We start from the raw sequence: 13,233 nt of genomic DNA, 5'->3' as shown, positions 1-13,233 counted from the left end.
TCCGGCAGGCCGTACACCGCTTCGGCGCAGAGCTCATCGTCCTGCCGGGGAACGGCCCGGGCTTCGGCCGCATAGGTGGCCTGCCAGGCCGCCAGGGAGCGGTAGCGGTAGTCGGCGGAGAGATCCACCACCCGCACGCCGCGATCGAGCAGGGCCGGCACCAGCTGGGCCGCCAGGCCGTTGGGCAGGCTCAGCACGGCGAAGTCGGCGGCGGCGGCGATCGCCTCGGGATCGGGGCTCTGCACCACCGGGTCGCCGGGCAGGGGCAGGAACGGGGTGATCTCGCTCCAGCGCTTGCCGCTGCTGCGTTCTCCGCCCAGAAAGGTCACCTCCAGGGCCGGATGGCCCTGGAGGAGCCGCAGGGTCTGCAGACCGCCGTACCCACTGGCACCGATCACGGCAACGCGCTGGCTGGCCATGGCGGAACGTTCACCGTGGGACGACCCGGGCTTTATAAAGGATGATTGCGCCCTGACCTGTCCGGCGCCGTCCCAGGGAAACCCTTCTCCGCCCCTTCCCCTCCTCGCCGTTGGCCCTCCTGCGCGACCCGTCACCCAACCCGGCCCCTCAGGACCAGGATCCCGGCAGCCCGGCGGCGGCGGTGCCCATCCGGTTCGATGCCATCGCCGATGCCCTGGCGGCCATCCGCAACGGCGAATCGATCGTGGTGGTGGATGACGAAAACCGCGAGAACGAGGGCGATCTGATCTGCGCCGCCCAGTTCGCCACGCCGGAGCAGATCAACTTCATGGCCACCGAGGCCCGGGGTCTGATCTGCCTGGCCATGGAGGGGGAACGGCTCGACGCCCTCGATCTGCCGCTGATGGTGGATCGCAACACCGACGAGAACCAGACCGCCTTCACCGTGAGCGTGGACGCGGGCCCGGAGAACGGGGTGAGCACCGGCATCTCGGCCGACGACCGCGCCCGCACCATCCAGGTGGCGATCCATCCCGGCACCCGCCCCAGCGATCTGCGCCGGCCCGGGCACATCTTTCCGTTGCGCGCCCGCCAGGGAGGCGTGCTCAAACGGGCCGGCCACACGGAAGCCGCCGTCGACCTGGCCCGCCTCGCCGGCCTCTACCCCGCCGGGGTGATCTGCGAGATCCAGAACCCCGATGGTTCGATGGCCCGCCTGCCCCAGCTGGCCGCCTATGCCGCCCGCCACGGCCTGCGGCTGATCAACATCGCCGATCTGATCCGCTACCGCCTCGACACCGAGCGGTTCGTGCGCCGCCAGGCCGAGGCAGCCCTGCCCAGCAGCTTCGGCGAATTCCGCGCCATCGGCTATCGCAACGAGCTCGACGGCAGCGAACACGTGGCGATCGTGAAGGGACACCCGGAGCGGGCCCCAGGCCCGGTGCTCGTGCGGGTGCACAGCGAGTGCCTCACCGGCGATGCCTTCGGCTCCCTGCGCTGCGACTGCCGGCCCCAGCTGGAGGCCGCCCTGCGGATGCTGGAGGAGGCCGGTGAGGGGGTGGTGGTGTACCTGCGCCAGGAGGGCCGTGGCATCGGCCTGATCAACAAGCTCAAGGCCTATTCCCTCCAGGACACGGGCCTGGACACGGTGGAGGCGAACGAACGGCTGGGCTTCCCCGCCGATCTGCGCAACTACGGCGTGGGGGCCCAGATCCTCAGTGATCTCGGGGTGCAGCGTCTGCGCCTGATCACCAACAACCCCCGCAAGATCGCCGGTCTCGGCGGCTACGGGCTGCAGGTGGTGGATCGGGTGCCGCTGGTGATGGATGCCGGCGTTCACAACGCGGCCTATCTGGCCGTGAAACGCTCCAAGCTCGGCCACCTGATGGGGGAGGGTCCCAGCTGCCCCCTCGGCCCCACCGCGGTGCTGGCCTGGAGCGGCACCAGCGATGACCACACGCTGGCGGAGCGGCTGGAGCACCTGCAGGCCTGGGCCCTGGAGCAGGGGCTTCAGCTGGGCCGGGAGGAGCATCCCCGCCTGCTGGCCCTGCTGCACCAGCCGGCCCTGGCCGTGCTGATCGGCCCCGGGGCGGGCCAGGAGAGCCTGGCGGAGGCGGGCCTCACCGACCTGCTGCAGCGGCTGGCCCGCTGGCCACACACCCGCGGCGTGGCGCTGCTGCTGGCCCCGGATGCCCAGCGCACCAATCACCCGCAGGCGCAGCTCGAACCCCAGCACCGGCCCCTGGCGGAGCTGCTGGCGGCCGGGGGAACGGCTCTGCCCCTCAAGGCCGAAGCCTTCCTGGTGTGGGGCTAGCGGCGGGGCCGAAGCCCCGCTGCCGGTCCCAGTGCTGAGACCTCAGGGCTGAGACCTCAGTCCTGAGGCTCAGTCCTGAATGGTCACCTTGTTGATGCGGGTGCCGTTCTTGAGGGCCATCACCACGTCCATGTTGGGGGTATGGCCGAACACGGTGTGCACACCGTCCAGGTGGGGCTGGGCGTCGTGGCAGATGTAGAACTGCGAGCCACCCGTGTTGCGGCCGGCGTGGGCCATGGCGAGGGTGCCGGCCTTGTGCTTCTGGCTGTTGATCTCGCAGTCGATCTGGTAGCCGGGGCCGCCCGTGCCGGCCATGCCGCGGGAGCCCTCACGGCTGTTGGGGCATCCGCCCTGGGCCATGAAGCCGGGAATCACCCGGTGGAAGGCCAGACCGTCGTAGAAGCCCTCCTTGGCCAGCTTGGTGAAGTTGGCGACGGTGTTCGGAGCGTCGGTGTCGAACAGGTCCAGTTCGATCGTGCCGGCATCCGTCTCCATCAGGGCTTTGGTCACGGGCTCAGAGCGCAAAACACGACTGTATGGGGCCATGACGACAATGGGGGCCGGTTGCAGTCGGCCCTGCCCCGCTGCCCAGCCCCAACGAGAGCCCGATGCCTTCCTCCAGCCCCAGCCCCTCCTCCCCCACCCAGGCAACGGGGGCGACGGCAGCCTCCGTGGGTGGCGATCTGCGCCAGGCCCGGCTCGGGGTGCTGGGCGGCAGCGGGCTCTACGCCATGGAGGGACTGGAGGATGTGCGTGAGATCACGGTCGACACCCCCTACGGCCGCCCGTCGGACAGCCTGAGGCTGGGTCGCATCAATGACCTGGAGGTGGTGTTCCTGGCCCGCCATGGCCGCCACCACAGCTATCTGCCCAGCGAGGTGCCCTACCGGGCCAACCTCTGGGCTCTGCGCTCCCTGGGCGTGCGCTGGATCCTGTCGGTGTCAGCGGTGGGCTCGCTGCAGCAGCAGTTCCGCCCGCTGGACATGATGGTGCCGGATCAGTTCATCGACCGCACCCACCAGCGCCCCCTGAGCTTCTTCGGCGAGGGCGTGGTGGCCCATGTGACCGCTGCCGATCCGTTCTGCGCCGTGCTGAGCCGCCTGCTGGCCGATGTGGGCGAGAGCCTGATGCCCGCCGGCCGCCAGCTGCACCGCGGCGGCACCTACCTCTGCATGGAGGGTCCGGCCTTCTCCACCCGGGCGGAGTCGGAGCTCTACCGCAGCTGGGGCTGCAGCGTGATCGGCATGACGAACCACACCGAGGCGCGGCTGGCCCGGGAGGCGGAGATGGCCTATGCCACCCTGGCCATGGTCACCGACTACGACTGCTGGCACCAGGAGCACGCCTCGGTGTCCGTGGAGCTCGTGATCGACAACCTGCGCGCCAACGCTGCGCTGGCCCAGCAGATCGTGCGCATGGCCGCCGAGCGGATCGGTGATCTGCGCCCCACCAGCAGCTTCCACCAGGCCCTGCGCCATGCCCTGATGACACCACCGGAGCACGTGCCTCCCACGACCCGCCGCAAGGTGGACCTGTTCACCAGCCCCTACTGGGGTGCGTTCGCCGACTGAGCAGGGGCCAGGGTTGCGCCACAGGCCGCCAGGGTGTCGCGCAGGCTGGGACCGTGGGTCTCCAGCAGGGCCCGGGCCCGGTCGGCCTCCAGCCCGGAGGCCTCCATCAGCAGGGCCAGCTTCACCGAACCACCGGAGCGCTCCAGCAGCTCAGCCCCCCGGCTCCTGTCCACCCCGGCCAGATCCCGCAGGATGCGCAGAGCCCTGTCCTCCAGCTTGGCGTTGGTGACCGCCACATCCACCATGCGGTTGCCGTACACCTTGCCCAGCCTCACCATCACGCCGGTGGAGAGGATGTTGAGGGCCATCTTGGTGGCGGTGCCGGCCTTGAGGCGGGTGGACCCCGCCAGCAGTTCCGGGCCCGTGAGCAGGCGGATGTCGATGCTGCAGGGCATCGGCACCTGATCGGCGGGAACGCAGGCCATGGCGATGGCGAGGGCCCCGATGGCACGGGCGTGCTGCAGGCCGCCCCGCACGTAGGGGGTGGTGCCGCCGGCGGCGACGCCCACCAGGCAATCCCCCGGGCCGAAGCCCCGCTCCTCCAGGTCGCTGCGGCCGGCCTCCTCCAGATCCTCCAGCCCCTCGGAGCTGCGCAGCAGAGCCGGTGCTCCCCCAGCCAGCACCCCCTGCACCAGCTCGGGCGGCGTGCAGAAGGTGGGCGGGCACTCGGCCGCATCCAGCACCCCGAGCCGGCCGGAGGTGCCGGCACCGAGATAGAAGAGCCGCCCGCCGTCACGGAGCCGCCGGGTGATCGCCTCCACAGCGGCGGTGAGGGCCGGAGCCGCCTCGGCCACGGCCCGCTGGGGCTCCAGGTCGTTGCGGCAGAACAGATCCACCAGGGCCGCGGTGGGCAGCTGGTCGAGGGTGGCGCTGAGGGGATTGGCCTGTTCCGTGAGCAGATGGCCGCGATCGGTGCCCACGGCTGCACCCCCACTCACAACAGCCCCTCCAGCTGACGCCGGAAGGCCTCCAGCTCGGGATCGCCGCTGCTGATGGGCTCGGCGGCCGCCCGCTCGGCGCCGGCCGGCCGGCCGGGCTCACCGCCACCCACCGTGCCGGCGGCGGCGGCCTGCTCCTGCCAGTTGTGCACGTCCATGTTGCGCTCGGGGGGCGCGATCAGCAGCCGGTCCTCCGCCGTCTGGGGCAGGAAACCCACGGGCACGAAGCGGGCCTCGTAGCCGGAATCGCGGCAGAACTGCTCCATCTCGGAGCGATCGAGGGCCTCGACGCTGGGCACGGGGAAATCCTGGGCCTCGAGCAGACCGGCGTAGCGCTCGGCATCGTCCCGGGCTTCGAACAGCAGCACCACCGTGCGGCCGTTGATCTCGAGGGAGTGGATGCCCTCCTGATCGGTTCCTGGATCGAAGAGCAGCACGTGCACCGGCATGGGAATGGCGAAAGGTGCGGCAGGCTATCCAGTGTCTCATCGCTCGCCGATGGCCGGGCGATGGTGCCGGTGATCGCAACCCAGCGAGACAGCGCCGGAAGGCCGAGAGTCAGCCCTGGCAAGCGCCGGTTGCCGGGGTCAGAGCCCCATGGCGTCGCTCTCCCGCTGCTGGAGCGCCTCATCGGCCAGCTCCAGCAGGCGGCTGTAGAGGGCCGTTTCGGCATCGTCGAGCCGCTCCGGCAGCACGATCTTCACCTCCACCAGCTGGTCGCCGCGCTGCTCGCCCCAGCGCAGCCCTCGGCCACGCAAGCGCAGCAGCCGGCCGCTGGAGGAGCAGGGCGGCACCGTGAGCTTCACGGGCCCCCGCAGGGTGGGCACCACCACCTGGCAGCCGAGGGCCGCCTCGGCGGGGGAGAGCTCCAGCGGAAAGTGCACCCTGAGGCCATCGATGCGCAGGCCGTCCTCGGTGCGGACGCGCAGATGGAGGAAGTGGTCACCACCCCCCGGCGCCACCCCCTCCAGCCGCAGGCGCCAGCCATCGCCGGCCATGGGCGGGGTCCACACCTCCACCACGGTGCCGTCGGTGAGGGTCAGCTCCACCCGCTCCCCCTGCAGGGCCTGCTCCGGGGTGAGGTCCACGAGGGTTTCCAGGTCGGCGGAGGCCTGCACCGGTGCCGGGGGCGCCGGTGAGGGGGTCACCGGTCCACCGGGAGAAGGATCGACATCGGGGTCCGGATCCTCCAGGTCCGATGGAGCACCACGGCTCCGCTGGCCGAACAGTTCGGCGAGGTAGTCCTCGAACCGGGGAAAACCGCTGGCGAACGGGTCCACCGGCCCGGCGGGCGTGGGATGGTCACCACGCTCCCAGGCGGTCCTTCGGCGTGGATCCGAGAGCACCGCATAGGCCTCGTTCACCAGCTTGAACCGCTCCTCGGCCACCGGGTCGTTGCCGTTGAGGTCGGGGTGGTAACGGCGTGCCTGGGCGCGGAAGGCCCGTTTCAGGCTGGCGGGGTCAGCACCGGGGTCCAGGCCGAGAACCGCCCAGTAGTCCGGTGGAGCATGGGGGGTCGGGCTCACCGGACTCAAACGTCACCCCAGGGGTCGTCGTCGGGTACCGGAGCGACCTGGCGGGGGATGCCGCCGCGGGCCTGCCGGCGCGGAGCTGGGGTCTCGTAGGGCCCACGCTCCGCGGGCGCGGCTCCGTACGGCGCCGGGTCGTAGGCCGCCGGATCCTCCCGATCGAGGTCATCGGCGGGATTGCGATCAGATCCGTAACGATCAGCTCCGTAGGGGTCAGCTCCGTAGGGCTCAGCTTGGGAACGACCGGAGCCATAGGAGGGCTCAGGGGCATACCGGTCGGCCTCGTCTGGAGCAGGCGCGTAGCGGTCGGCCCCGTAGCGCTCGGGCCCATAGCGCTCGGGCCCATAGCGGTCCGTGTCGTATCCGCCGGCCCCGTAGCTCTCCAGGGGCTCGCGGCGGCCCCCGTCGTCGGCCCAGCCCCGATCGCGGCCGTAGCCAGCGCCGGCACCGAAGGATCCGCCATAGCGACCCGGGGGCATGGCCCAGGGATCGCTGCCGGGTCGGTTCCAATCGTCCCAGTCGTCGTCGGCGAAGAGCTCGTCCTTGAGCGAGCCCAGGGTGTTCTTGAGGCCCTGGAGCGGCCCCTGCTCGCTGCGACGCTCACTCAGCAGCCGCCGGTTGAGGGCATAGAGCGCCTCCTGCAGCTGGCTCACCGCCAGGTCGAGTTCGCCCGGATCGGCGTCGCCGCGCTCCTCGAGGGCCATCAGATCCTGCACGTCCCGCAGGGCCATCTCCACCGCCCGCTGCTGGCGCTCGGCGCCATAGGGCCCCAGTTCCACCGACGCATCCCGCAGGCGGCGTTCCGCCTGGGCCACCAGGGTGAGGGCCTTGTTGCGGCGGTCGATGGCGGCGCGTTTGCGGCGATCCTCCGCCGCCTTCTGCTCCGCCTCCTCGATCAGCTTGGCGATCTCCTCTTCGCTGAGGTTGGAGCCGCCCTGAATGCTCACGCTCTGCTGGCGCCCGGTGGTGCGGTCGGTGGCCGACACCTGCAGCAGACCGTTGGCGTCGATGTCGAACGACACCTGCACCTGGGGCACGCCCCGGGGGGCCGGCGGGATGCCGGACAGGCGGAAGCGGCCCAGGCTCTTGTTGTCGCAGGCCATCTGGCGCTCACCCTGCAGCACGTGGATCTCCACCGAGCTCTGGTTGGCCTCCGACGTGCTGAACACATCGCTCTTGCGCACCGGAATCGGCGTGTTGCGGGGAATCAGCACCTTCATGGCGCCACCGATCGTCTCCAGCCCCAGGGACAGGGGGGTGACGTCGTTGAGCATCAGGTCGCGGAGCTCGCCGGTGAGGATGCCGGCCTGCACGGCCGCCCCGATCGCCACCACCTCGTCGGGATTCACCGACTGGCAGGGCTCCCGCGGGATCAGGGTGCGCACCATCGCCTGCACCATGGGCATGCGGGTGGAGCCCCCCACCAGCACCACGTCGTCGATTTCATCAGCCGCCAGGCCGGAATCGCGCAGGGCCCGCTGCACCGGACGCAGCAACCGGTCGAGCAGATCAGGGCAGAGGGCCTCGAAGCGGCTGCGCTCGAGGCTCGTCTCGATGTGGAGGGGGCCGTCGGCGCCGGTGGCGATGAACGGCAGCGAGATCGGGGTGGTCTGCACCCCGCTCAGTTCCATCTTCGCTTTCTCCGCCGCCTCGGTGAGGCGCTGCAGGGCCTGGCGGTCGCGGCGAAGGTCGAGGTCGTGCTCCTTCTGGAAGCCGTCCGCCAGCCAGTCCACGATGCGGCGGTCCCAGTCGTTGCCGCCCAGCTGGGTGTCACCGCTGGTGGCCTTCACATCGAACACCCCCTGGGCGATGCGCAGCACCGACACATCGAAGGTGCCGCCGCCGAGGTCGAACACGAGCACCTGCTTGGCGGCAGCACGATCGAAGCCGTAGGCCAGCGCGGCGGCGGTGGGTTCGTTGAGGATGCGCTCCACGGCGATGCCGGCGAGGCGACCGGCATCGCGGGTGGCCTGGCGCTGGGCGTCGTTGAAATAGGCGGGCACCGTGATCACGGCAGCTTCCACCGGCTCGCCGAGGTAGGTGGCTGCGTCATCCACCAGCTTGCGCAGGATGCTGGCCACCAGCTCCTCGGGGGCGTACTCCCGCTCGGTGGCGGGGCACACCACCCGCACGTTGCCCTGGTCGTTGGCACGGATCGTGTAGGGCACTCCGAGGCTGGATTCCTCCAGCTCCTCCCACTGGCGTCCCACGAAGCGCTTGAGATTGGCGAACGTGTTGCGGGGGTTGAGCACCAGCTGGCGGCGGGCCAGCTGCCCCACCAGCAGCTCCTGATCGCGGCTGAAGCCCACCACCGACGGCGTGGTGCGGCTGCCTTCGGCGCTGGCGATCACCACCGGACGGCCGCCCTCGAGCACCGCCACCACCGAGTTGGTGGTCCCGAGGTCGATGCCGACGATGCGACCCATGAACAGCGCGGCCCCGTCACCCCTCTGGCGCCCCAAAACTACCGGGCGGGCCGGCATTAATCACGGCTTAAAGCAAGGATGGGGGCTCCTTCGTACATTCAAGGCGGCTCAAGGCGGCTCGGCCACCTCTGGGCTGACCGCAGCGCCTCGGGATCTTCATGACGGCGGACCTCCTTCCAGCGGCCAGCGGCAAGGCGCTCGGCGAGGCCAGCGCTGACGCCTTCACCCTGCGGCGGCGGCCCCCCGCCGAGAAGCTGCTGGATATCGGCTTCCGCCAGCTCACGCTGAGCCTGGCCGCCGTGGTGGCCCTGCTGCTGCTGGGAATCTTTCTGGTGGTGCTGCGAGGCTCCCAGGAGGCGATCCAGAGCTTCGGGCTCGGCTTCCTCACCACCTCGGCCTGGGATCCGGTCAACGACCAGTACGGCGCACTGATCGCCATCTACGGAACCCTGGTGAGTTCCCTGCTCGCCCTGCTGATCGCCGTTCCCCTCGGGGTGGGCACTGCGATCTTCATCACCGAAGACCTGGTGCCCCCCCTGCTGCGTGATGCGTTGGGGCTGATGGTGGAGCTCCTGGCGGCCATCCCTTCGGTGGTGCTCGGGCTCTGGGCGATCTTCGTGATGGAGCCGGCCATCCGGCCGGCGCTGAACCTGCTGCACAGCCTGCTGGGCTGGTCGCCCCTGTTCGACACCGCGCCGAAAGGGCCCGGCATGGCGCCGGCGATCCTGATCCTGGTGGTGATGATCCTGCCGATCATCACGGCCATCTCCCGCGACGCCCTCAATCAGGTGCCGCCGGAGCTGCGCCAGGGCGCCTACGGGGTGGGCACCACCCGCTGGGGCGCGATCACCAGCGTGATCCTGCCGGCGGCGGTGTCGGCCATCACCGGCGGCGTGATGCTCGCCCTTGGACGTGCGATGGGCGAAACCATGGCCGTCACCATGATCATCGGCAATTCCCTCAACTTCAGCTTCTCCCTGCTGGCACCGGGCAACACGATTGCCGCCATGCTCGCCAACCAGTTCGGTGAGGCCAGCGGCATTCAGGTGTCGGCCCTGATGTACGCGGCTCTGGTGCTGATGGTGCTCACCTTCCTGGTGAATGTGCTGGCCCAGTGGCTGGTGCGTCGCCTCAGCCTCCGTTACTGAGACCCTCCGTCTGAGACCCTCCGTCATGGCAACGTCCTCTCCCCTGCCCCTGGACGGACCTCAGCAAGCCGACAGCCTGTTCGTGCGTCGGCCGCTGCGCTTCGACCCCAGCCTCAAGCGCAACCGCATCAATCGCCTCTGCACCTCCGTGGTGGCCCTGTTCGCCACCGTGGCCGTGCTGCCCCTGGTGCTGGTGCTGCTGTTCGTGCTGATTCAGGGAGGCCGGCTGATCAGCCTGCGACTCTTCACCGAGCTGCCGCCGCCACCCGGTCTGGAGGGAGGAGGCATCGGCAACGCGGTGCTGGGCACCCTGGTGGTGACACTGATCGCCTCGCTGATCGCCGTGCCCATCGGCGTCGGCGGAGGGATCTACCTCACCGAATACTCCCAGCGCGGCTGGTTCGCCCGCTTCGTGAGCTTCGGCAATGACGTGCTGGCCGGAGTGCCCTCGATCATCTGCGGCGTGTTCGTGTACGGGGTGGTGGTGGCCACCCGGATCTTCTTCAACCAGAGCTACAGCGCCGTGGCCGGCGGCATCGCCCTGGCCACCCTGATGCTGCCCACGGTGATCAAGACCACCGACGAGGGGCTCAAGCTGGTGCCCCAGGAGCTGCGCTGGGGGGCCTACGGCGTGGGAGCCTCGAAGTTCGTCACGGTGATGCGCATCACCCTGCCGGCCGCCTTCACGCCGATCGCCACCGGCATCGTGCTGGGAATCGCCCGGGCTGCGGGGGAAACGGCTCCGCTGATCTTCACGGCCCTGTTCTCACCCTTCTGGCCGGATGGCGTGTTCAACCCGATCGCCACCATGTCGGTGCTGATCTTCAACTTCGCGATCATGCCCTACGAGGCCCAGAACGAACTGGCCTGGGCCGCTTCGTTCGTGCTCGTGATGATGATTCTCGTGGCCAATCTGCTGGCCCGCTGGCTCAGCAGCCTGGCCCGCACCTGAACTGCATCAACGATCATCGACGGCCACGACGACGTTCTTCCATCTCATTCATGACATCCGCACCGATCGCCAGCCAGCGCTCCGCCGAAGCCGCCAAGCCCGACATCTGCATGTCGCTGGAGGGGGTGACCATCTCCTACGGAAGCTTCGAGGCGGTGAAGAACGTGTACATGGAGATTCCCCGAGGCAAGGTGACGGCCTTCATCGGCCCATCGGGCTGCGGAAAGTCCACCGTGCTGCGGTCACTCAACCGCATGAACGATCTCATCCCCGGCTGCCACCTCAAGGGACGCGTGGTGTTTGACGGGCATGACATCTACGACAAGCGGGTGGATCCGGTGGAGGTGCGGCGCCGCATCGGCATGGTGTTCCAGAAGCCGAATCCCTTTCCCAAGACCATCTACGAAAACATCGCCTTCGGCGCCCGGATCAACGGCTACAAGGGCGACATGGACGAGCTGGTGGAGCGCTCCCTGCGCAAGGCCGCCGTGTGGGATGAGTGCAAGGACAAGCTCAAGGAAAGCGGTCTGGCCCTCTCGGGCGGCCAGCAGCAGCGTCTCTGCATCGCCAGGGCCATCGCCACCGAACCGGAGGTGATCCTGATGGATGAGCCCTGCTCGGCGCTCGATCCGATCTCCACGCTGAAGATCGAGGAAACGATGCACGAGCTCAAGCGCAGCTACACGATCGTGATCGTGACCCACAACATGCAGCAGGCCGTGCGGGTGGCCGACCTCACCGCCTTCTACAACGCCGAAGCGGTGAGTGGGGGCTCGGGCAAGGTGGGCTACCTGGTGGAATTCAACGACACGGAAACCATCTTCAACTCCCCCAGCCAGCAGACCACACAGGATTACGTCACGGGCCGTTTCGGTTGACAACAACCTGCTGGGAGCCTGGTGGGAGCCTGCAGAGGGAGAACACACAGCAGGAGCCGAACCCTGCCCAAGATTGATGATTGGGCTGCGCGGACATAAAAAAACCGGCCATCAGGCCGGTGATTGGGAAGCGGAGAGGGAGGGATTCGAACCCTCGATAGAGTTGCCCCTATACAGCATTTCCAGTGCTGCGCCTTCGACCACTCGGCCACCTCTCCAGCGGCAAAATGGGGCACTCGAGTGGCAATGTAGCAGCATGACCACCACCTACCCGATCACCGTCCACTGGCGCCAGACCGGCCGCACCATCCGGCATGACGTGCCCGAGGGCGAGTACATCCTGCGCAGTTTCGAGCAGCAGGGCGACCCGCTTCCCTTCAGCTGCCGCAACGGCTGCTGCACCGCCTGCGCCGTGCGGGTGCTGGAAGGCAGCATCGACCATCGCGAAGCCCTCGGCCTCTCGCGGGAGCTGCGCCAGCAGGGCTACGGCCTGCTCTGTGTGGCCCGGGCCACCGGACCGCTGGAGGTGGAGACCCAGGATGAGGATGAGGTCTACGACCTGCAGTTCGGCCGCTACTTCGGCCGTGGCAAGGTGCGCACCGGTCTGCCCCTGGATGAGGAATGAGCGGCTGGCGCCCCGGCTCCGATCAGGCCTTCGCGCAGTCGGGCCTCACCGCATCCGAGCGGGATGCGCTGCTGGATGTGGCCCTCAAGGCCGCCGAAGCGGGGGGCGCGGTGCTGCGCAGCCACTTCGGCCAGGTGCGTCAGATCCGCGAGAAGGGCCGCTGCGGTGACCTGGTGACCGAGGCCGACCTGGCGGCCGAGACCACCGTGCTCGATCTGCTCCGCCGGGAGACGCCGGACCTGGGGGTGCTGGCCGAGGAAAGCGGCCGGCGCAGCGGCACCAGCGCGCTGGAGTGGTGTGTGGACCCGCTGGATGGCACCACCAACTTCGCCCACGGCTATCCGTTCTTCGGCTGCTCCGTGGGCCTGTGCTGGCAGGGTGTGCCGCTGCTGGGGGTGCTGGCGGTGCCGGCCCTGCAGGAGCTCTACTGGGCGGGGCCGGGACGCGGCAGCTGGTGCCGCAGCCAGGAGAGCGGGAGCGAGCAGCGCCTGCAGGTGAGCGACTGCAGCCGCCTGCAGGACGCGCTGCTGGTGACCGGCTTCGCTTACGACCGCTTTACCCGCCTCGACAACAACTACGCCGAATTCGCCTACTTCACCCATCGCACCCATGGCGTGCGCCGGGGCGGCGCCGCCGCGGTGGATCTGGCCTTCGTGGCGGCCGGACGGCTCGATGGCTACTGGGAACGGGGGCTGTCCGCCTGGGATCTCGCGGCCGGAGTGGTGCTGGTGGAGCAGGCCGGCGGCCGGGTGAGCGCCTACGACGGCAGTCCGCTGGTGCTGAACGAGGGCCGCCTGATCGCCTGCGCTCCGCAGCTCCACGCAGCGCTGGTGGAGGGCCTGGCCACATGCCGGCCGCTGAGCGGCGCCAGTTTCGGCGCCCCGGAGCTCGATCAGGCCGCTCCATAGGATCGGCCTCCGTAAGCCCTCCCGC

Annotated in this window: 12 protein-coding genes, 1 tRNA gene and 1 pseudogene; 7 read left to right on the top strand and 7 right to left on the bottom strand. The window is 69.5% G+C overall.

Translation table 11 applies throughout. The features are described from left to right. Nucleotides 1–419 (bottom strand): annotated as a pseudogene (argC, locus tag CPCC7001_RS14265) (N-acetyl-gamma-glutamyl-phosphate reductase); the annotation flags it as partial. Between the two features lie 182 nt (nucleotides 420–601). On the opposite strand from argC, the gene ribBA reads away from it, so the two are divergent. Then, on the top strand, nucleotides 602–2,233 hold the full coding sequence (ribBA, locus tag CPCC7001_RS02155) for a bifunctional 3,4-dihydroxy-2-butanone-4-phosphate synthase/GTP cyclohydrolase II (protein WP_225867267.1): 1,632 nt from the start codon (nucleotides 602–604) through the stop codon (nucleotides 2,231–2,233). A 69-nt stretch (nucleotides 2,234–2,302) separates the two neighbouring features. Here the strand turns inward: ribBA and CPCC7001_RS02150 are convergent, their stop codons facing one another. After that, nucleotides 2,303–2,743, bottom strand: a complete 441-nt coding sequence (locus tag CPCC7001_RS02150; RefSeq protein WP_006910370.1) for a peptidylprolyl isomerase — start codon at nucleotides 2,741–2,743, stop codon at nucleotides 2,303–2,305. A 98-nt stretch (nucleotides 2,744–2,841) separates the two neighbouring features. On the opposite strand from CPCC7001_RS02150, the gene mtnP reads away from it, so the two are divergent. After that, complete coding sequence (gene mtnP / locus CPCC7001_RS02145; protein ID WP_006909877.1) at nucleotides 2,842–3,804, top strand: S-methyl-5'-thioadenosine phosphorylase; 963 nt, start codon at nucleotides 2,842–2,844, stop codon at nucleotides 3,802–3,804. Here mtnP and murQ read toward each other — a convergent pair. From murQ to dnaK, 4 genes are all read right to left on the bottom strand, one after another. Continuing rightward, nucleotides 3,780–4,724 (bottom strand): N-acetylmuramic acid 6-phosphate etherase, encoded by a 945-nt coding sequence (gene murQ, locus CPCC7001_RS02140; RefSeq protein ID WP_006911024.1) that lies wholly within the window; start codon nucleotides 4,722–4,724, stop codon nucleotides 3,780–3,782. The two genes, mtnP and murQ, sit on opposite strands and share 25 nt — an antisense overlap. 14 nt (nucleotides 4,725–4,738) lie before the next feature. After that, nucleotides 4,739–5,191 carry a DUF3110 domain-containing protein gene (locus CPCC7001_RS02135; RefSeq protein ID WP_006909103.1) on the bottom strand — a complete coding sequence of 151 codons (453 nt, stop codon included), beginning with the start codon at nucleotides 5,189–5,191 and terminating at the stop codon, nucleotides 4,739–4,741. Between the two features lie 138 nt (nucleotides 5,192–5,329). After that, nucleotides 5,330–6,277: a DnaJ C-terminal domain-containing protein gene (locus CPCC7001_RS02130; RefSeq protein ID WP_006909629.1), complete on the bottom strand. Its 948-nt coding sequence runs from the start codon at nucleotides 6,275–6,277 to the stop codon at nucleotides 5,330–5,332. Continuing rightward, on the bottom strand, nucleotides 6,274–8,697 hold the full coding sequence (dnaK, locus tag CPCC7001_RS02125) for a molecular chaperone DnaK (protein ID WP_006909683.1): 2,424 nt from the start codon (nucleotides 8,695–8,697) through the stop codon (nucleotides 6,274–6,276). The genes CPCC7001_RS02130 and dnaK overlap by 4 nt, the downstream gene beginning before the upstream one ends. A 158-nt stretch (nucleotides 8,698–8,855) precedes the next feature. Here dnaK and pstC point away from each other — a divergent pair, with 158 nt between their 5' ends. The 3 genes from pstC (at nucleotide 8,856) to pstB (ending at nucleotide 11,675) form a co-directional block, all read left to right on the top strand. Then, nucleotides 8,856–9,845: a phosphate ABC transporter permease subunit PstC gene (gene pstC, locus CPCC7001_RS02120; RefSeq protein WP_006910347.1), complete on the top strand. Its 990-nt coding sequence runs from the start codon at nucleotides 8,856–8,858 to the stop codon at nucleotides 9,843–9,845. A gap of 25 nt (nucleotides 9,846–9,870) precedes the next feature. After that, the gene (gene pstA, locus CPCC7001_RS02115) at nucleotides 9,871–10,797 is read left to right on the top strand and encodes a phosphate ABC transporter permease PstA (protein WP_006909801.1); all 927 of its coding nucleotides are present in this window, start codon (nucleotides 9,871–9,873) and stop codon (nucleotides 10,795–10,797) included. Nucleotides 10,798–10,907: 110 nt separating this feature from the next. Then, nucleotides 10,908–11,675: a phosphate ABC transporter ATP-binding protein PstB gene (pstB, locus tag CPCC7001_RS02110; RefSeq protein WP_369699355.1), complete on the top strand. Its 768-nt coding sequence runs from the start codon at nucleotides 10,908–10,910 to the stop codon at nucleotides 11,673–11,675. Nucleotides 11,676–11,806: 131 nt separating this feature from the next. Here the strand turns inward: pstB and CPCC7001_RS02105 are convergent. Next, nucleotides 11,807–11,893 (bottom strand) — tRNA-Ser (locus CPCC7001_RS02105). Nucleotides 11,894–11,931: 38 nt separating this feature from the next. Between CPCC7001_RS02105 and CPCC7001_RS02100 the strand changes: the two genes are divergently transcribed. Further along, complete coding sequence (locus tag CPCC7001_RS02100) at nucleotides 11,932–12,300, top strand: 2Fe-2S iron-sulfur cluster-binding protein (protein ID WP_043368493.1); 369 nt, start codon at nucleotides 11,932–11,934, stop codon at nucleotides 12,298–12,300. Then, nucleotides 12,297–13,208 carry an inositol monophosphatase family protein gene (locus CPCC7001_RS02095; protein WP_006909767.1) on the top strand — a complete coding sequence of 304 codons (912 nt, stop codon included), beginning with the start codon at nucleotides 12,297–12,299 and terminating at the stop codon, nucleotides 13,206–13,208. Before CPCC7001_RS02100 ends, CPCC7001_RS02095 begins: the two co-directional genes overlap by 4 nt. Nucleotides 13,209–13,233 lie beyond the last annotated feature (25 nt).

This window comes from Cyanobium sp. PCC 7001 (genome assembly GCF_000155635.1).
Lineage (GTDB): Bacteria > Cyanobacteriota > Cyanobacteriia > PCC-6307 > Cyanobiaceae > NIES-981.
This window is presented reverse-complemented; position numbering and strand designations above follow the sequence as displayed.